General features: G+C 68.5%; 16 protein-coding genes. 9 read left to right on the top strand and 7 right to left on the bottom strand.

Features of this window, described 5'->3' with window-relative positions; genetic code table 11:
- Positions 1-7 precede the first annotated feature (7 nt).
- Genes gsiD through ACNQQL_RS01740 form a run of 3 tightly spaced genes read left to right on the top strand, consistent with a single transcriptional unit; the run spans position 8 to position 2,807 of the window.
- Complete coding sequence (gene gsiD, locus ACNQQL_RS01730; protein WP_347062984.1) at positions 8-901, top strand: glutathione ABC transporter permease GsiD; 894 nt, start codon at positions 8-10, stop codon at positions 899-901.
- Complete coding sequence (locus ACNQQL_RS01735; protein ID WP_347062985.1) at positions 901-1,983, top strand: P1 family peptidase; 1,083 nt, start codon at positions 901-903, stop codon at positions 1,981-1,983. The genes gsiD and ACNQQL_RS01735 overlap by 1 nt, the downstream gene beginning before the upstream one ends.
- Entirely contained in the window at positions 1,980-2,807 is an 828-nt protein-coding gene (locus ACNQQL_RS01740) for a M55 family metallopeptidase (protein ID WP_072436598.1), read from the top strand. Before ACNQQL_RS01735 ends, ACNQQL_RS01740 begins: the two co-directional genes overlap by 4 nt.
- Before the next feature lie 35 nt (positions 2,808-2,842).
- On the opposite strand, the gene ACNQQL_RS01745 is transcribed toward ACNQQL_RS01740, so the two are convergent.
- On the bottom strand, positions 2,843-3,637 hold the full coding sequence (locus ACNQQL_RS01745; RefSeq protein WP_347062986.1) for an alpha/beta hydrolase: 795 nt from the start codon (positions 3,635-3,637) through the stop codon (positions 2,843-2,845).
- A gap of 142 nt (positions 3,638-3,779) precedes the next feature.
- Between ACNQQL_RS01745 and ACNQQL_RS01750 the strand changes: the two genes are divergently transcribed.
- Positions 3,780-4,559 carry a helix-turn-helix transcriptional regulator gene (locus ACNQQL_RS01750; protein WP_347062987.1) on the top strand — a complete coding sequence of 260 codons (780 nt, stop codon included), beginning with the start codon at positions 3,780-3,782 and terminating at the stop codon, positions 4,557-4,559.
- A 468-nt stretch (positions 4,560-5,027) separates the two neighbouring features.
- Here ACNQQL_RS01750 and pcaG read toward each other — a convergent pair whose 3' ends face one another.
- From pcaG to ACNQQL_RS01765, 3 genes are all read right to left on the bottom strand, one after another.
- Positions 5,028-5,621 carry a protocatechuate 3,4-dioxygenase subunit alpha gene (gene pcaG / locus ACNQQL_RS01755; protein ID WP_072436601.1) on the bottom strand — a complete coding sequence of 198 codons (594 nt, stop codon included), beginning with the start codon at positions 5,619-5,621 and terminating at the stop codon, positions 5,028-5,030.
- 3 nt (positions 5,622-5,624) lie between these two features.
- The gene (gene pcaH, locus ACNQQL_RS01760; protein ID WP_072436602.1) at positions 5,625-6,332 is read right to left on the bottom strand and encodes a protocatechuate 3,4-dioxygenase subunit beta; all 708 of its coding nucleotides are present in this window, start codon (positions 6,330-6,332) and stop codon (positions 5,625-5,627) included.
- 277 nt (positions 6,333-6,609) lie between these two features.
- Positions 6,610-7,173 carry a YiiX/YebB-like N1pC/P60 family cysteine hydrolase gene (locus ACNQQL_RS01765; RefSeq protein WP_204422763.1) on the bottom strand — a complete coding sequence of 188 codons (564 nt, stop codon included), beginning with the start codon at positions 7,171-7,173 and terminating at the stop codon, positions 6,610-6,612.
- A 120-nt stretch (positions 7,174-7,293) separates the two neighbouring features.
- On the opposite strand from ACNQQL_RS01765, the gene ACNQQL_RS01770 reads away from it, so the two are divergent.
- The 4 genes from ACNQQL_RS01770 to ACNQQL_RS01785 all read left to right on the top strand — a co-directional run bounded on the left by ACNQQL_RS01770 (position 7,294) and on the right by ACNQQL_RS01785 (position 9,952).
- Complete coding sequence (locus tag ACNQQL_RS01770) at positions 7,294-8,031, top strand: helix-turn-helix transcriptional regulator (RefSeq protein WP_347062988.1); 738 nt, start codon at positions 7,294-7,296, stop codon at positions 8,029-8,031.
- Positions 8,032-8,108: 77 nt separating this feature from the next.
- Positions 8,109-9,095 carry a pca operon transcription factor PcaQ gene (gene pcaQ, locus ACNQQL_RS01775; protein ID WP_347062989.1) on the top strand — a complete coding sequence of 329 codons (987 nt, stop codon included), beginning with the start codon at positions 8,109-8,111 and terminating at the stop codon, positions 9,093-9,095.
- A 127-nt stretch (positions 9,096-9,222) separates the two neighbouring features.
- Positions 9,223-9,582, top strand: a complete 360-nt coding sequence (locus ACNQQL_RS01780) for a type II toxin-antitoxin system RelE/ParE family toxin (protein ID WP_347063151.1) — start codon at positions 9,223-9,225, stop codon at positions 9,580-9,582.
- Positions 9,583-9,655: 73 nt separating this feature from the next.
- The gene (locus tag ACNQQL_RS01785) at positions 9,656-9,952 is read left to right on the top strand and encodes an XRE family transcriptional regulator (protein WP_072436606.1); all 297 of its coding nucleotides are present in this window, start codon (positions 9,656-9,658) and stop codon (positions 9,950-9,952) included.
- A gap of 129 nt (positions 9,953-10,081) precedes the next feature.
- On the opposite strand, the gene ACNQQL_RS01790 is transcribed toward ACNQQL_RS01785, so the two are convergent.
- The 3 genes from ACNQQL_RS01790 to ACNQQL_RS01800 form a co-directional block, all read right to left on the bottom strand.
- Positions 10,082-11,356 (bottom strand): APC family permease, encoded by a 1,275-nt coding sequence (locus ACNQQL_RS01790; protein ID WP_347062990.1) that lies wholly within the window; start codon positions 11,354-11,356, stop codon positions 10,082-10,084.
- A gap of 135 nt (positions 11,357-11,491) precedes the next feature.
- A complete protein-coding gene (locus ACNQQL_RS01795; protein WP_347063152.1) occupies positions 11,492-15,946 on the bottom strand; it encodes a DEAD/DEAH box helicase in 4,455 nt (1,484 codons plus the stop codon).
- A gap of 219 nt (positions 15,947-16,165) precedes the next feature.
- Positions 16,166-16,690, bottom strand: coding sequence for a metal-dependent hydrolase (locus ACNQQL_RS01800; protein ID WP_347062991.1), 525 nt, complete (start codon positions 16,688-16,690; stop codon positions 16,166-16,168).
- Between the two features lie 396 nt (positions 16,691-17,086).
- On the opposite strand from ACNQQL_RS01800, the gene ggt reads away from it, so the two are divergent.
- Positions 17,087-18,808, top strand: a complete 1,722-nt coding sequence (gene ggt / locus ACNQQL_RS01805) for a gamma-glutamyltransferase (RefSeq protein WP_204422766.1) — start codon at positions 17,087-17,089, stop codon at positions 18,806-18,808.
- The last annotated feature ends 21 nt before the right edge of the window (positions 18,809-18,829 follow it).

Below are 18,829 nucleotides of genomic sequence, written 5' to 3' on the forward strand. Positions count from 1 at the left end.
GGCGCACATGAACGCGACTGTCCAGACCGCGGCGCCGGCCGCATCGACCGCGATTCGCACGCCGTGGCGCGAATTCTGGCGCAAGTTTCGCAAGCAGACCGTCGCGCTCGTCGCGGGCGGCTTCGTGCTGGCGCTCGTCGTGCTGGCATTCGTCGGCCCGCACATCGTGCCGTTCGATCCGGAGAACTATTTCGACTACGATGCGCTGAACGCGGGGCCGTCGGCCGTGCACTGGTTCGGCGTCGATTCGCTCGGCCGCGACATCTTCAGCCGGATCGTCACCGGCACGCGCATCTCGCTCGCGGCCGGCTTCTTCTCGGTCGCGCTCGGCGCGCTGATCGGCACGGTCTTCGGGCTGCTCGCCGGTTACTACGAAGGCTGGTGGGATCGCATCACGATGCGCATCGCCGACGTGCTGTTCGCGTTCCCGGGCATCCTGCTCGCGATCGGCGTGGTCGCGATCCTCGGCAACGGGATGGTCAACGTGATCTGCGCGGTCGCGATCTTCAGCATTCCGGCGTTCGCGCGGCTCGTGCGCGGCAACACGCTGATGCTCAAGCACATGACCTACGTCGAAGCCGCGCGCAGCATCGGCGCGTCGGACTGGACGATCATCATGCGGCACATCCTGCCGGGCACCGTGTCGTCGGTCGTCGTCTACTTCACGATGCGGATCGGCACGTCGATCATCACGGCCGCGAGCCTGTCGTTCCTCGGGCTCGGCGCGCAGCCGCCGACGCCGGAGTGGGGCGCGATGCTCAATGAGGCGCGCGCGGACATGGTGACGGCGCCGCACGTCGCGATCTTCCCCAGCCTCGCGATCTTCCTGACCGTGCTCGCGTTCAACCTGCTCGGCGACGGGCTGCGCGACGCGCTCGATCCGAAGCTGGAGCGCCGCTGATGCGTGCTGCACCGATGTGGGCCGCGACGCTGCCGGCCGGGCCGCGCGGCACGATCGCCGACGTGCCGGGCGTGACGGTCGGCCATTGCACGCTCGATGCCGGCAACGTGCAGACCGGCGTGACCGTCGTGAAGCCGCATCCGGGCGACGTGTACCGCAGCAAGGTGCCGGCCGGCGCGGCCGTGATCAACGGTTTCGGCAAGAGCGTCGGGCTCGTGCAGGTCGACGAACTCGGTACGCTCGATACGCCGATCGCGCTGACCAACACGTTCGGCGTCGGCGCGGTCGCGCAGGCGCAGATCCGCGCGGCGATCGCCGCGAATCCGCAGATCGGCCGCGACTGGCCGACCGTCAATCCGCTCGTGTTCGAGTGCAATGACGGTTATCTGAACGATATCCAGGCGTTCGCGGTCACGGCCGCGCATTACGACGACGCATGCCGCGCCGCGTCGCGCGACGTCGCACGCGGCGCGGTGGGCGTCGGGCGCGGGATGTCGTGTTTCGACCTGAAGGGCGGGATCGGTTCGGCGTCGCGCGTCGCCGTCGCGGCCGGCCGGTCCTATACGGTCGGCGCGCTCGTGCTCGCGAATTTCGGCAGGCTGCCGATGCTGACGCTCGGCGGCGTGCCGCTCGGGCGCATCGTCGCGCAACGGCGTGCGGCCGGGGCCGCGCACGCGGCGCCGCCCGAACAGGGCTCGATCATCCTGTTGCTCGCGACCGATGCGCCGCTCGACGCGCGGCAACTGTCGCGGCTTGCACGCCGCGCGGCCGCGGGGCTGGCCCGCACGGGTTCCGTCTACGGGCATGGCAGCGGCGACATCGCGCTCGCATTCTCGACCGCGTACACGATCGCGCACGACGCGTCGACCATCGCGCTGCCGGCCCTCGTGGCCGATGCGGCGCTCGATCCGCTGTTCATGGCCGCGGCCGAAAGCGTCGAGCATGCGATCGCCGACGCATTGCTGCAGGCCGTGACGGTCGCCGGGCGCGACGGCCACGTGCGGCAATCGCTGCGCGATGCGGTGCCCGATCTCGATCATCTGTTCAACGAACGCAACGAAGGGCGTCTTACCCAGTCATGAAGATCCTGATCTCGACCGACATCGAGGGCGTCGCCGGCGTATTCGCCACCGAGCAGACGCGCGCCGGCAATCCGGAATACGAACGCGCGCGCCGCTGGATGACCGCCGAGGCGAACGCCGCGATCGAAGGCGCGTTCGCGGGCGGTGCGCAGGCCGTCTGGGTCAACGATTCGCATGGCGGCTTTCGCAACCTTCTGCCGGACGGGCTCGATGCACGCTCACGCGTCGTGCTCGGCAAGCCGCGCACGCTCGGGATGATGGCGGGCCTCGAACAGCGGCCGGACCTCGTATTCATGATCGGCTATCACGCGAAATCGCAGACGCGCGGCGTGCTCGCGCACACGATCAACGGTTTCGCGTTCACGCAGGTGTGGCTGAACGGCGTCGAGCTCGGCGAAGCCGGGCTGTACGGCGCGCTGGCGCGCGAATATGGCGCGCACGTCGCACTGGCAACCGGCGACGACGTGTTCGCCGAGGAAACGCAGCCGCTGTTTCCGGACGCACGTTTCGAGACGGTCAAGACGGCCGGCGGCGCATCGAGCGGCGACACGCTCACGCCTGCCGCGTCGTGTGCGCGAATCGCGACCGCCGCGCGCGAAACGGTCGCGCACGCGCTGTCGGCGGGCTTGCGCGCCGGCGCCCATCGGCCCGCGCCGGCCGCTTGCACGCTGCGCGTGCAGACGGCCGCGCTTGCCGACCTGTTCTGCGTGCTGCCGTCGCTCGAGCGCGTCGATGCGGTGACGCTGCGCTTCGACGGGCCGTCGGTCGAGCACGTGGTGCGCACGCTGAACAGCCTGTCGGCGATGTCGTTCATGCTGCGGTGATGCGCGCCGCAACGATGCCGCTTGCGTGCGGCGGGTCAGTCGATGGCGGCGGGGCGTGCCGTCGCGGCCAGCAGGAACGCTTCCATCGCCGCGACCAGCGCGAGCGGCGTCTCGTTCATCGGATAGTGGCCCGCGTTGCGCAGCACGTCGACGGTGGCGCGCGGATAGCGCCGCAGGTAGGTGCGCGCCATCAGCGTCGCGTCGAACGCCGGGTCGTGCTCGCCGATCCGCACTTTCACCGGATGCACGCCCGCGATCCCGTCGCTGAAATCCGTATCGGCCCACGCGCGGAAGTACGCGCCGAATGCATGCGGCGACGAACAGGCTGCCGAATACGCGGCTTTCCACTCGACCCAGGCGGCGGGCAGCCGGCCGCCCGTGCTGCGATCGATGATGGTCCTGCGATCGGCAAGATTGTCGGCGGCGCGCTCGAATAGCGCGCGCCGCTCGGCGTCGAACGGCAGGCCGCCGCACGGCACGGGCGCGATCGGCACGGGCGCGATCGGCACCAGCGCGCGCACGCGGTCGGGCGCGACGGCGGCGACCTTCTCGATCGCCATGCCGCCCATCGAATGGCCGACGAGGCTGAAGGTCGGGAAGCCGAGCGCGTCGGCGAGCGCGAGGGCATCGGCGGCAATCTCGTCGATCGTGTAGTCGCCGCGTGCGGCGCGCATGCGGCCGTAGCCGCGGTAGTCCATGAACACATAGCTGAAGTGCTCGCGCGACAGCCACGCTTCGACGGGTTCGAACGCGCGGGCGTCGCCGAACCAGCCGTGCAGCACGAGAACAGGGTGGGGGCCGTCCCCCACGCGATGAAACGTATTCGGCATGTCCGCTCCGATGAGGTTGCAATCCGGCCGATCAGGCCGACGGGTCTTGCGGCCGTCAGGTCGCGCAAGCGTGGAGCGGATCGTAGATGGATCGAAGGAGACCCGCCTTCGATATCGGGTCATTGATGATGGAATTCGGGCCGTGAGAAATACGCTGCTAGATCCCTACGAACACATTCCCCGGAGCGTGGTCGTGACCGCCAACGACTATGCGGCGGGCACGACGTTTCCGGAACACGCGCACGGGCGCGGGCAATTCGCGTTCGCGTCGCGCGGCACGATCAGCGTGTCGACGCCGCACGGCCGCTGGCTGGTGCCGCTGCAGCGCGCGTGCTGGGTGCCGGCCGGCGTGCGGCACGAAATGACGATGACCGGGCCGGTCACGATGCTCAACGCGTTCGTGTCCGGCGACGCCGCGCAGGAGGCGGGCCTGCCCGGGCAGTGCGGCGTGTATGGCGTGTCCGCGCTGCTGCGGCAGCTGATCGACGATGCGATCGACCTGCCGGCCATGTACGACGTAGACGGCCGTGCGGGCAAGCTGATGGCGCTGCTGATCGCGGAAATCGCGACGATGCCGCGCCTGTCGCTGCATGCGCCGCTGCCGGCCGACGCACGGCTCGCGAAGGTGTGCCGGCACCTGTTCGCGTCGCCGTCGATCGCGGCCGATCTCGACCGGGTGGCCGCCGACGCGGGCGTGAGCCGGCGCACGTTCACGCGGCAGTTCCGCGCGCAGACGGGCGTGAGTTTTGCGGCATGGCGTCAGCAGGTGTGCATGCTCGCGGCGATTTCCCGCCTGAGCGATGGGCAGCCGGTGACGCGCGTCGCGCTCGATCTCGGGTATGCGAGCGCGAGCGCGTTCACGTCGGCGTTTCGCCGCATTCTGGGCGACACGCCGAGCCGGTATCTGGAGATTCGGCGCTAGGGGAAAGGAAGCGGCGACCGACGCGCGCCACGCCCCTACGCAGGTCGCAGCCGCAAAAAATACGCGCCTGCCCGATTCGGTCAGACGCGTTTAAAGGCACTCGGTCAGAAAAAAACGCGCACGGCCAGCAGGGCGGTGTCGCGCATTGCTTGCGGGATTATTTCCATTTTGGATTTAATCCTGCTGGCTCGTTGTGGATACCAAAGAATACGCCGCATAACGCGCAAACGATATCCTGTTGGCCCGACGATTCATGTGCTGTCGCAGCATGCGTTTCAATCGCGCGTTTGATGTGGGGGCAGAAGCCCCGACCAATGGACATCGGGAACCGCGGCCCGGCGCGTTGCGGCGCAGCATCGAAAGATTGCGACGAAACACGAAAAAGCGCCGCGTGGCGCGATCCCTGTCGGTATCGTGCCACGCGGCGGTGCGTCTGCATCCGAAAACCGGCCGGCGCCGGCGCGTGCGTCAAACGTCGAAAAACACCGTCTCGTCCGGCCCCTGCATGCGGATATCGAAGCGGTAGATGATCGGGCGGCCCGGCTGCGCGTCGCGTTTCGCGACGAGCGTTGCGCGGCGTTCGGCCGGCACCGCGTTCAGCACGGGGTCGGCCGCGTTCGCCGCGGCTTCGTCGTCGAAGTACACGCGCGTGAACGCATGGCTGAGGATCCCGCGCATCATCACGGTCACGTTGATGTGCGGCGCGTCATCGGCGGCGGTGCGGCCCGGCTTCACCGTCTCGACGACGAAGCGGTGCTGCGCATCGGTGCCCGTGCCGACTCGCGCGAAACCGGTGAAGCCGGATTTCGCGATGTCGTCGCGCGATGCGGGGTAGCGGCCCGCGCTGTCCACTTGCGTGAATTCGAGCACCGCGTCGCTGACGACGTTGCCGTCGCCGTCGAACACCTGGCCGACCAGCAGCACGTGCTCGCCGTCGGCGTGCGTCGCGGCGATCGTCGGCGTGAACAGGCTCTTCAGGTCGTAGTCGTATTGCTGCGGGCACAGGCCGTACGCGAAGTACGGGCCGACCGTCTGTGAAGGGGTTTGCTTCAGCGTCGTCATGGTTCAGCGCTCCATCGGGGTAGCGTCGCGGCCGCGCAGCACGATGTCGAATTCGTAGCCGAGCGCGTAGCCTTCTTCGGTGATGTCCATCGAGAAGCGCGAGATCAGGCGATCGCGCGCGGCCTCGGGCGTGCCCTGGAAGATCGGGTCGTACGCGAGCAGCGGGTCGCCGGGGAAGTACATCTGCGTGACGAGACGCGAGCCGAAGTAATCGCCGAACAGCGAGAAGTGGATGTGATTCGGACGCCATGCGTTCGGATGGTTGCCCCACGGATACGCGCCGGGCTTGATCGTCAGGAAGCGGTAGCGGCCTTCGTTGTCGGTCAGGCAGCGGCCCGCGCCGAGAAAGTTCGGGTCGAGCGGCGCATCGTGCTGGTCGACCTTGTGCACGTAGCGGCCGGCCGCGTTTGCCTGCCACACCTCGACGAGCGTGTTGCGCACGGGCTTGCCGCCTTCGTCGAGCACGCGGCCCGTGACGACCATGCGCTCGCCGAGCGGCTCGCCGTTCTTCACGGCGTTCTTCGTCAGGTCGTGGTCGAGTGCGCCGAGATCTTCGGCGCCGTAGACGGGCGCGTACTGGTCGCGCAGCTTGTCCTTCAGCGGGATCAGCGGGCGGGTCGGGCCGCGCTTCACCGACGAGCGGTATTCGGGGTGGACATAGGCCGGATGCGACGGCCAGTCGCGCGGCGTGAGGATCGTGGGGGAATCCATCGGGCGTCTCCTGATAGGTATTTCGCGAAGTGGATGGCAGGACTTTAGCCAATCCGGGAAGTTATGCAAAATGACCTTTTTTCGCGAGAAGCATAACCGTTCGTTATGTTCGATGCGCCAATGAAAAATCCGCCGGACAGGACGCCTGTCCGGCGGATGAAAGCGATCGGGCTTCGCGTCGTCGGTGACGACCCCGTGCACGGCCCTCCAGCCAGCCCGTCGCTATTTTTTGTCTTTTGTTCTTGTTGTTATCCGGCCTCCCCGAGCCTGCCCGTCGTTATTGGCGACCGGGATCGAACACGATCCCGTCGAATTCGAGCGACAGCGTGCCGCTGCGCAGCAGTGCGGCCGGCGTCGCGGTCCGGTCGGCGCCGAGCACATCGCTCACGTACTGCGCGCAGAACCCGCGCCGCACCCGCAGGTTGAAGCGGTTGCCGAGCAATGCGTCGATCCGCTGTTCGGCCGTCGCGTGCAACCGGCGCTGCTCGTCGGCGGTCGATGCCGCGACGCGGCGCGCCAGCGCGATGCGTCCGCCGTCGGCATGGGCGACGAAGCGCGACAGCGGTGTGAGCTTCGTCCACGCAAACGCGGGCTCGGCGATCACGGGTTCGTCGCCCGACGTATCGACGACGATGCCGAAACGATTGGCCCATGCGCCCGTCGTGCCTGCCGCGTTGCGCGGCGAGCCGGCCGGCACACGGATGAACACGAGATCGCCGACATGCGCGCCGGCGGCCAGCGTGCGGACGGTAGCGAGCGGCATCGTGCGATCCGTGTCGCGTGCATCGCGCGGTGCGGTGTGCTGCGGTTCGTAAGCGGCGGTTTCGGTTCGGGTGGCCATTTCGGCTCCGTCGTTGAGTGACAGGACGGAGCGGATTATGCAGACAAGTATCCAAAAGTGTTCGTCTGCATGCGCAGGTAGCCTAATATCCGACCTTGAGCATCGTTTTTCGATACCAAAATGACCGAAACCACCCAACTTATCGAAACGCTGAAGCGCCAGTTGAAGGCGCAGGGAATGACCTATCGCGACGTCGCGCGTGCGCTCGACGTTTCCGAGACGAGCGTGAAGCGGCTGTTCGCGAGCGGCCGCTTCACGCTGGAGCGCGTCGCGGAGATCGCGCAGTTGCTCGGCTATACGCTGGCCGAGCTCGTGCAGGAGGCATCGGCGTCGGCGCCGAGGCTGCACGTGCTGACCGAGCAGCAGGAGGCGCTGCTCGTGTCGGACGAGAAGCTGCTGCTCGTCGCCGTCTGCGCGATCAACTACTGGACCGTGCAGGACATCGTGACGGCCTATCGCGTGACGAAGGCCGAGTGCGTGAAATACCTGTTGATGCTCGACCGGATGAACGTCGTCGCGCTGCTGCCGGGCGACCGGATTCGCGTGCGCGTCGCGCGCGATTTCGACTGGCTGCCGGGCGGGCCGATCCGCCGGTATTTCCATGCGCACGCGCTCGGGGATTTCCTCGACAGCCGCTTCGACGGCGCGGGCGAGACGATGACGTTCTCGCAAGGGATGCTGACGGAAGCGGCCGCCGCGGAACTCGAACTGGAGTTGCGCCGGCTGCGCAGCAAGGCGGCCGCGCTGCATGCGGAATCGTCGTCCGCACCGCTCGGGCAGAAGCACGGGACGGGCTTGCTGATCGCGAAGCGGGTCTGGGAGCCGACCGGTTTCCACGCGCTGCGGCGTAGCGCGTGACGTTTCACCGAATGCTTGGGCTTATCCGGAAAGTTATGCAAAATGGCATTTCATCGTCATTCGCATAACCACTCGTTATGAATAACCGTATCGCCGACGGCCGCGTCAAGTTTCGGCACCTGCAGTGCTTTCTCGCGGTCGCGCAGCTGGGCGGCGTGCAGAAGGCGGCCGAAAGCCTGTCGATCACGCAGCCGGCAGTGTCGAAGACGATCGCCGAACTGGAGGCGATCCTCGGCGTGAAGCTGTTCGAGCGCGGCCGGCAGGGCGCGCAGCCGACCCGCGAAGCGCAGTTGTTCATGCCGCACGCGAACGCGTGCATGCTGGCGCTGCGGCAGGGCGTCGGGCTGCTCGCGCGCGAGGGCGGGGCCGCCGCCGCGACGCTGGAAATCGGCATGCTGCCGACTGTCGCGGCATCGCTCGCGCCCGCGTTGATGAAGGCGCTGGCCGAGCGCTGGCCGCGCGTCGTCGTGCGGATCGCGACGGCCGCGAACGCCGATCTGCTCGAGCGCCTGAAGTCCGGTGCGATCGAATGCGCGATCGGGCGACTGTCGGAGCCGGAGCGGATGATCGGGCTTGCGTTCGAGCAGTTGTACAACGAGCCGCTCGTCGCGGTCGTGCGCGCAGGGCACCCGCTGCTGTCGAGCACGGCGCCGGCCACCGAGCTCGCGCGCTATCCGGTCGTGCTGCCGCTGTACGGCACGCTGATCCGGCAGTCTGCCGAGCAACTGCTCGGCGCATGCGGCGCGCCGCCGCTGGATTCGTTCATCGAGGTGCTGTCGGTATCGGTCGCGCGCGCGCTGGCGCTCGAGAACGACGCGGTGTGGTTCGTGCCGCTCTATGCGGCCGAATACGATCTGTCGGCCGGTGCGCTCGCGCGCCTGCCGCTGCCGTCCGCGGGTACCGACGAGCCGGTCGGGCTCATTCTGCGCACCGATGCGCAGCCGTCGCCGGTCGCACGGACGCTGATCGATGCCGTGCGCGACATCGCGCGGTCGCGGTTCGGCGACAAGCGCCCGCACCGGACGCCGCGTGCCGCACGCAAGCCGGTTCGCGGCGATCGCTGATCCTTCGGGCCGCGCGACAAGCCCGGCTCAATCCCTTTCCCCGCTTCCGGATCGGCCATCCGGCCAGTAGCCGCCCTCGTGGTGCTTGGCATATCGTATCGTTTTTGGTACGATCGGTGACAAGACGATGGCGAGACAGCAAATCCAGGTCACGCTCGGCGTGCGGTTCTTTCGCGCGGCCCGGGGCAACGAGCCGGTGCGCGAATGGCTCAAGGCGCTCGGGCAAGTGGAGCGAAGGGTGATCGGCGAAGAGATCAAAACCGTTCAATTCGGCTGGCCGCTCGGCATGCCGCTGGTTCGGAAGATGGCAAAGGATCTCTGGGAGATCAGGATCGTGCTGCCCACGCGCAGCGCTCGCATCCTGTTCACGGTCGTCGGCGACACGATGGTCCTGCTGCACGGGTTCATCAAGAAGTCGCCGGCTACGCCGCCCGACGATCTCGACGTTACCGTCGCGCGCCTGAAAGCGCTGACGCACGCCATCTGAATTTCCCGGTTGCGCCGGAATGCACCGTCGTCGACGGTCGGGCAGCCGGCAACGCCATGCACTGGAGTACGACATGACGACCACGAACAACCCGCATATCGGCAGCGACTTCGATACCTTCCTCGAAGAGGACGGCCATCTCGAAGCGGCCACCGCCACCGCGATCAAGCGCGTGATCGCGTGGCAGATCGGGCAGGAAATGAAGGCGCAGCACATCACGAAAACCGCGATGGCCGCGCGGATGAAAACCAGCCGTGCCGCGCTCAACCGGCTGCTCGACGAAACCGACACCAGCCTCACGCTGGCGACGCTCGCGAGCGCGGCCGCCGCACTCGGCAAACGGCTCAGTTTCGAGCTGGTGCCGGCCTGACCGGCGTGACGAAACGGCGCGCGGTCGGTTTGCGGCGGCTGTTCGCGTGATGTGCGCAGCGAATTGGCCGGTGATCCGGCCTGCGATTCACCGGCGCGTCGCCGTGAGCTGGCAGGCGCATACGGCGGGTCATTTGCGCGGCCCGGTCACCTGCAGATAAAGCAGCGCGCCGCCCGCGAGCAGCAGCGGGCACAGCAAATACCAGCCCGTCGTCAGGAACAGCCCGGCAACCGCGACCAGCGAAATCCACGCGCAGCGGTAAGCGATGCCGCCGCGCGGCAGCAACTTCAGCGCGGCGGCCGCACCGAGCCCATACACCATCACGAAACACCCGGACGTCACGAGCACGAGCGGTTTCGGCCCGACGTCCGAGATCGTCGTCGCGGCCAGCGCGACGGCCGCGAGCACGGCGATCACGCCGAGGCTGCGGCGCGGCACGCCGCCGACCTGGCTGCCTTGCGCGAGCCACGCGGGCAATGCGCCGTCGCGCCCGAGCGCCGCGCCGAGCTTGGCCGCGCCCGCGAAATACGCGTTCATCGTGCCGAGCGTGAGCAGCAGCGCGGCCGCGGCCGCGAGCACCTGTGCGTGACCGCCGATGCCGCCCGCGATCAGTTCGGCGAGCGGAGCACCCGATGCGCCTGCAGACGGCCCGAGCACCGTCACGCTCGCGGCGGCGACCGACAGATACAGGAACCCGACGACCACGACCGCGATGCCGGCCGAGCGCGGCATGTCGTGTGCGGGCCGGCGGAATTCGGCCGCGAGATGCGTGATCGCTTCCCAGCCGGCGAAGCTCCACACGAGCAGCGCGGCAGCCTGGCCGACCGCGAGCCAGCCGTGCGGCGCGAACGGCTGCAGGTTCGCGGTACGCGCATGCGGCGCGGACGCCAGCACCGCGGCGAGCAGCAGCGTGACGAGCAGTGCCGACAACACGAGCTGCATGCGGCCCGATACGGTGACGCCGAATGCATTCGCGGCCGACACGGTCGCGATCAGCGCGGCAGCCGTGACGATGACCGTCGTGTGCCCGCCGCCCGTGACGGCCGCGACGTACGCGCCGCCGAACATCGCGGCGGCCGGTGCGCCGGCCGGCACCGCGAAATAGAAGCACCAGCCGACGATCGCCGCCGCCTTCGGCCCGAATGCGCGCCGTGCGTAGGTCGACACGCCGCCTGCGTCGGGATAGCGTGCGCCGAGTGCGGCGAAGGTGGCCGCGAGCGGCCCGGAGAGCACGACGAGCGCAGCCCACGCAAGCAGCGACGCCGGGCCGGCGACCTCGGCGGCCAGCGCAGGCAACGCGATCACGCCGGTGCCGAGCACCGCGCCGATATACAGCGCGGCACCCTGGAAAATGGTCAGCGAGCCCGCGTGATGAGCGGCGGGCGAGTCGGCATGCGCAGGCATGAGCGGCAGTCTCCGGAAGTCTTGTTGTGTGTGGGCGCGGGAGCCCGCGCGGTCAATCGCACGATGCTACCCGAACGATGGCGGCAGCGCGGCCCGGCGATCAGTAGTCGGTGCTGCGCCGTCTGTCAGCCGATGTCAGCAGTGGCGCGCGAGCCGCAGGCGCGCATCCTCGCGCGCAGCGGGCGACAGTTCGGGCGCGTAGTGGAATGAACCCGACACGAGCGATGCGACGGGCACGCCGTCGCGGAACAGCACGCGATTGCCGGCCAGCGCCGGCACCTTGTCGCCGGGCAGCAGCGTGCCTGCGAGATTCAACGGGTCGGCGCCCGTCACGCATATGTACTGCCCGTCACCGGGTTGCCGCCGCAGTTCGCGCAGAATCGGAATCGCCTCGGGCAGCGCGAACTGCTCGCCCGCGAGCCCGGCGACGAAACGTCCGCCGCGAACCTCGCCGCGTGCTTCGAGGCGCTGCAGCACGCGCACGAGTTCGCGCCAGCTCGGCAGCCAATCGGCCTCGCGTTCGAGCAGCCGCCAGAACACGACGCCGTAGCGGCGCAGCAGCGTCCACGCGATGTGTTCGAGCGCGTCGGGATCGGTCGCGGTCGGGCCGCGTTTCGGCGCCGGTGTATCGTCCGGCGGCGCGTGACGCTGCACGAGCGCCCAGCGGCCCGCATCGTCCATCCCGCCTATCAGCGCACCGCCGCGCCGCGTGCGCGGCGCATAGGTCGCGCTGCGCTTGACGGCCGGCTTCAGCAGCGCGCGCAGGCCCGCGTAGCTGTCCGCATTCACGAGGCCGGCCGACACGAGCTCGCCGAGTGCCTGTTCGAGTTCGACGGGCAGCATGTGCAGGTCGTCGAGCAGCGCGTCGAAGAACATCGCGCCGTGTGCGGCGAGCGCGTCGCGTACGTGCGTGGCCCGCGCGGACAGCGCCGGTTGCGCGTCGGGGTCGCGCAGTGCCTGCCATGCGGCGAGGTGGCGGCGCGGCAGCAGCACGATCGGCGTCGTCTTCACGGGCGTGCCGGCCGTGCGCGCCGGTGCGCTGATGCGGGTCCACACGAGCTTGCCCGAGCGGCACAGCTCGTCGAGGCCGCCCGCCATGTAGTCGGTGAGCCGCGCGGGCAGCAGTGCGTCTTCCCACGCGCTTGCCGCGGCTTCGTAGCCTTCGAGTTGTTCGACCACGGCCGCGAGTGCGTCGCGGCCAGTGCCGCGCGTGTCCGGCGTCAGGTGTTGCCAATGGAACAGGAAGCGCATGAAGTCTGCGCGCTCGACCGGTTCGATCTCGTGGCGCAGCCGCTTCACCGTATAGCGATGAATGCGCGCGAGCAGGTGGCGTTCGCACCATTCGTCCGTCGTTGCGCCCGGCGTGAACCGGCCGCGCATCACATAGCCTTCGCGCTCCAGCGCCGCGAGCGCCGTCGCGATCGACGCCGGCGGCAGGCCGAGCGGTGTCGCGATCGCGTCGAGCGCAAGCGGCCCGAAGCCGGTGAGCCGTGCACGGATCACGTCGACGAGTGCGGCATCGGCTTCCCACGGTTGCGCGCAGGCGGCCGGCACCTTGAGCGCCGGTGTCACGCGTGCATCGGGATGCAGTGCGCGCAGGCATACGAGCCGTTCGACCGGCACCCACAGCGCGGCGCCGCCCGGCGCGACGAGTTTTGTCGCGCGGCGGCGTTCCGCGAGTTCCGCGAGCCGGTCGGCCCAGCCTTCGTGTGCCTGTGCTTCGCTGTCGGCGACGCATGCGAGCGTGAGCAGCGCATCGTGCATTTCGTCGGCGTCGCGCACGAGCGGCCATGCTTCGTCGCGTACCGCATCGATCGCGTCGGCGTCGAGCGCGCCGAGATCGTCGGCCGATTCGGGATCGCTCCAGCGGCGCGACTGCACGGCCTGCGTGCGGCGCTCCTCGAGCGGCGCATCGTCGAGGAATGCGTAGGGTTTCGCGTTCAGGATCTCGGCCGCGAGCGGCGACGGCGCGGGCAGGTCGCGCGCGACGAGCTCGATCGCGCCGCTTTCGATCCGGCGCAGCAGCGCGAGCCAGCCGTCGGTGTCCATCGCGTCGTGCAGGCAATCGTCGAGCGTCTGGTCGACGAGCGGGTGATGCGGTATCTCGCGTTCGCCGACGATGTTCTCGAGGCACGCGACCTGATCCGGGAACACGGTCGCTAGCAGATCCTCGCTCTTCATCCGCTGCAATTGCGGAGCGGTGCGCCGGCCGCCCGTGAAGCGCGGCAGCGCGAGCGCGGTCGTCGCGTTCCAGCGCCAGCGCACGCCGAACATCGGCGCGTCGAGCAGCGCCTGGACCAGCACGTGCTCGGCGCTGGCCGAACGCAGGTAGCGCCACACCTCGTCGAGCGCGAAGCTGTGCGCGAGCGACAGCGACAGGATGATCGCGTCGTCGGTCGCGGCAGCCTGCAGCTCGAAGTTGAAACTGCGGCAGAAGCGCTTGCGCAGCGCGAGCCCCCACGCGCGGTTGATGCGGCTGCCGAACGGCGAATGGATCACGAGCTGCGTGCCGCCCGATTCGTCGAAGAAACGCTCCATCACGAGCGTGTCCTGCGTCGGCAGCGCGCCGAGCGCGGCGCGCGTGCGGGCGAGGTAGTCGGCGATCTGGTGCGCGGCGTCGGGCGACAGGTGGAGATCGTCGACGAGCCAGCGCAACGCCGGCGCGAGGCGGCTTTCGGCGGGGGCGATCACGGTGCCTGTTTCGGTTTCCGAGTTGGCTTTCGCGTCGCTCGCGGCTTTACCACCCGCGCGTTTGCGCTCGCCGGCGTCCGCTTGCCGGTCGCCGTCGGCGAACAGCCCGTCGAGCCGTGCACGCAGCCGGCCGACCGCCGCCGACAGCTCGTCGCTGCGCCCCGGCGCCTCGCCGAGCCAGAACGGAATGTTCGGCGACTGGCCCTGCGCGTCCTCGACGCGCACGCGGCCCGTTTCCACGCGAATGATCCGGTACGACTGGTTGCCCAGCTGGAACACGTCGCCGGCCAGGCTCTCGATCGCGAAATCCTCGTTGACGGTGCCGACCTGGATGCCCTGCGGTTCGAGCAGCACCGCGTAGTCGGCCATGTCGGGGATCGTGCCGCCCGACGTGGTCGCGGTCATCATCGCGTTGCGGCGCCCGCGCACCGTGCCGCCGACCACGTCGCGATGCAGGTATGCGCCGCGCACGCCGCGGCGGCTCGTGAAGCCTTCGGCGAGCATCTTCATCACTTCGTCGAAGGGTTCGCGCGTCAGCCGCGCATACGGCGCCGCGCGCGTGAAGCTCGCATATAGCGCGTCCTCCTGCCATTCCGCGCACGCGACTTCGGCGACGATCTGCTGCGCGAGCACGTCGAGCGGCGCTTCGGGAATTCGCAATGCGTCGAGTTCGCCGCGCTGCACGCAATCGAGCAGCGCCGCGCATTCGACGAGTTCGTCGCGCGACAGCGGGAACAGCCGGCCCTTCGGCACGCCGCCGACGTGGTGCCCCGAGCGGCCGACGCGCTGCAGGAACGGCGCGATGCCGCGCGGCGAGCCGACCTGGCAGACGAGATCGACATCGCCGATGTCGATGCCGAGTTCGAGCGATGCGGTGGCGACGAGCAGTTTCAGTTCGCCGCGCTTCAGGCGCTGCTCGGCATCGAAGCGGTGCTCCTTCGCGAGACTGCCGTGATGCGCGGCGATCGCTTCCTTGCCGAGCCGGTCGGCGAGATGGCGCGCCATGCGCTCGGCGGTGCGCCGCGTGTTGACGAACACCAGCGTCGTGCGATGCGCGGCCGCGAGCCCCGCGATCCGGTCGTATACCTGTTCCCACACGTCGGTCGCCATCACGGGTTCGAGCGGCACGTTCGGCAGTTCGAGCGCGAGGTCGCGCTCGCGCGTGTGGCCCGTGTCGACGATCGTGCAGTCGCGCGGCGCATCGGCCGGGCCGCCGACCAGGAAGCGCGCGACCGCGTCGATCGGCTTTTGCGTCGCCGACAGCCCGATGCGCGGCAGCGCATGGCCGGCCAGCGCATCGAGACGTTCGAGCGACAGCGCGAGATGGCTGCCGCGCTTGGACGATGCGAGCGCGTGGATTTCGTCGACGATGACCGAGCGCACGTTCGACAGCATCTGCCGTCCCGACGCGGACGACAGCAGTACGTACAGCGACTCGGGCGTCGTGACGAGGATGTGCGGCGCGCGCTTGCGCAGCGCGGCGCGTTCGGCCTGCGTCGTGTCGCCGGTGCGCACGGCGGTGCGGATCGCCGGCACCGGCAGGCCGAGTTGCGCGAGCGATTCCGCGATGCCGGCGAGCGGCGCGTCGAGGTTCACGTGGATGTCGTTCGACAGCGCCTTCAGCGGCGACACGTAGACGACGAGTGTCGCATCCGGAAGCGTGCCGTCGTGCGACAGCGCATCGCGCACCAGATCGTCGAGCGCGCACAGGAACGCGGTGAGCGTCTTGCCGGAGCCGGTCGGCGCGGCGACGAGCGTCGACCGGCCGGCCTTGATGTGCGGCCATGCGAGCGCCTGCGCGCCGGTCGGCGCGGCGAACGTGCGCCGGAACCACGCGGCGACGGCCGGGTGGAACACGTCGAGCGCACTGGCGGCAGGGCGGGTAGCGGTGACGTCCATCGGAGCGTTGAAATGGGGTGCGAGCGCGCGGACGGATCGTGCGCGCATCGAATCGTCAGTGTGCCAGACGTCGCGCGTGCGTGCCGGGCCTCGCGTGCCGCTCGGGCTAGCGTGCCGACGATTCAGATCGAGATGGGGGCCTGCGCCGCACTTTCAATGGACGTAAAGTTGCGTGTGTGCCGGCACGCCGATATCGCGCCGAAGCGACACTTCAAGCGACTACACGCGATGCAGCCAGCCGAGCCAGTGTTCGAGCAGCGGTGCGCGCGTCCACAGCGATTGCGCGAGCCACAGCGTGCCGCCCCATGCGGCGGCCACCACGATCAGGTCGCAATGTCCGCTGTTCCACAGGTTGAGCGAATGGCGCCGCCAGATCCACGGCACGCCGAGCGGGTTCGGCCAGTCGGCGAGCAGGTGCATCACGCCGCCGCACGCGAAGCCGAACAGCGGCGCGGCCCACAGCGGATGCGGATGATGGGTGAGCCCGTGCCACCCGAGCGCGAGCAGCGCGATCCAGCCGATGCCCCAGTGCGTGACGGTGCGGTGCGTGATCCACAGCCGCCGCCTGCGGGTCCACCATGCGACTTCGAGCCAGTCAGGCGCGGTGCCGCCCGCGACGCCCATGGCGAACGCGGCGAGCATGCCCGCGTGCCACGGGCCCGTTGTGCCGGTCTGCGCGACGAGGACGGCGGCGACGACGCCGGCCGCGAAGCCGGATGCATGATGCGCATTGTGTGATGCCATAGGGAATGAGACGAAGAAACGTGAAGCGGCGCGTGAACGAAAGAAAATGATGCGACGAAAGCGGGGCGCTATCTTCTCAAATCGGGCTGGGCAACGGGCGGCTCGTCCGCGGATTTTTTTGTATGCATGTGTTGCATGCAGCGCAGTTCGCAACTTTCCGTTTTGTGCATTGCGTGATGACGCGTGCCGCATGCAATTCCGACCGGTGCGTATGCATGCTGCTGCTCTGCTGCGTGACAGGACGCACCCGATCGATGGGCTTTCGCGCCGCGTCGCGCGTTCGACCCTTTTTGTCCCCCTATACTACGAAACCGGCATATGGCCGTCGGCGCGCCAGCGGCTATAAACGGACAGGTGCTTTTCCTGCCTGAAGGAGATCCACATGGGGGACATGCAATGACTACGCTGAATCGCTTCAAATCATCCGCGGTCGTGCTCGCGACGGTGGCCGGCATCGGTTTCCTGCCGAACGCGCCCGTCTATGCGAAAGGTCCGCAACCGGCGGTGCTGACGAGCTCGGCGGTCGCGGTGGCCGACAAGTACAGCGCGGATGCCGCGGAGCGGATCTTCAAGGAAGGCGGCAACGCGATCGACGCGGCCGTCGCGATCGCATTCACGCTCGCCGTCACGTACCCCGAGGCCGGCAACATCGGCGGCGGCGGCTTCATGACGATCTACAAGGACGGCAAGCCGTACTTCATCGACTACCGCGAGCGCGCGCCGCTCGCCGCGACGAAGGACATGTACCTCGACAAGGACGGCAACGTCGTCAAGGGCATGAGCCTGTACGGCCCGCGCGCGGTCGGCGTGCCGGGCACGGTCGCGGGCATGTGGGAAGCGCAGAAGCGCTTCGGCAAGCTGAAGTGGAAGCAGGTGCTCGCGCCGGCGATCCACTATGCGCGCGACGGCTTCGTCGTCGACGAGCAGCTCGCGCAGCGCGGCGTCGACGCGTCGAAGGAGTTCGGCGGCAAGACCAACTTCGACAAGTACTTCTCCGGGTTGAAGGCCGGCGTGAACTTCAAGCAGCCCGACCTCGCCGACGTGCTTACGCGAATCTCGAACGACGGCGCGGAAGGTTTCTACAAGGGCAAGACGGCCGAGCTGATCGCGGCTTCGATGAAGACCGGCGACGGCAACGGGCTGATCACCACCGAGGATCTCGCGCAATACCGCGCGGTGTGGCGCCAGCCGGTGCAGGCGAAGTGGAACGGCTATGACGTGATCACCGCGCCGCCCCCGAGTTCGGGCGGCATCGGCCTCGTGCAGCTGCTGAAGATGAAGGCCGACCGCAAGCAGGATTTCGAGGGCGTGAAGCTCAACTCGCCGCAGTACATTCACCTCGTCGCGGAAATCGAGAAGCGCGTGTTCGCCGATCGCGCGCAGTATCTCGGCGATCCCGACTTCTACAAGGTACCGATCGCGCAGCTGACCGACGACGCGTACATCGCGAAGCGCGCGGGCGAGGTCAACCCGAAGGAGCCGTCGGACACGAAGAGCGTGCAGCCGGGCCTCGGCACGACGATGCCGGAGAAGGCCGAAACGACGCACTTCTCGGTCGTCGACAAGTGGGGCAACGCGGTGTCGAACACGTACACGATCAACGGCTATTTCGGCTCGGGCGTGATCGCCGACGGCACGGGCATCGTGCTGAACGACGAGATGGACGACTTCTCCGCGAAGCCGGGCGTCGCGAACATGTTCGGCGTGGTCGGCAGCGACGCGAACGCGATCGAACCGAAGAAGCGCCCGCTGTCGTCGATGTCGCCGACGATCATGACCAGGAACGGCAAGGTGTCGCTCGTGATCGGCACGCCGGGTGGCTCGCGTATCTTCACGTCGATCTTCCAGGTGATCAACAACATCTACGACTTCAAGATGCCGTTGAAGGAAGCCGTCGGCGCGATGCGCTTCCATCACCAGCTGCTGCCGCCGAACACGATCTTCTGGGAGCCGTACCACCCGATCGAAGGCGAACTCGCGAAGCAGATCGAGGCGCGTGGCTACACGTTGAAGGGGCAGGACTTCAGCGGCGACATCCAGGTGATCAAGATCGACGGCAAGACGCCGGAGGCGATGGCCGACCCGCGCGGGCGCGGGGTGACGCGGGTGATTCACTGACGTGATGCGATGCGTGCGCGT

This window comes from Burkholderia sp. LFS061, from assembly GCF_047978125.1.
GTDB lineage: Bacteria > Pseudomonadota > Gammaproteobacteria > Burkholderiales > Burkholderiaceae > Burkholderia > Burkholderia pyrrocinia_C.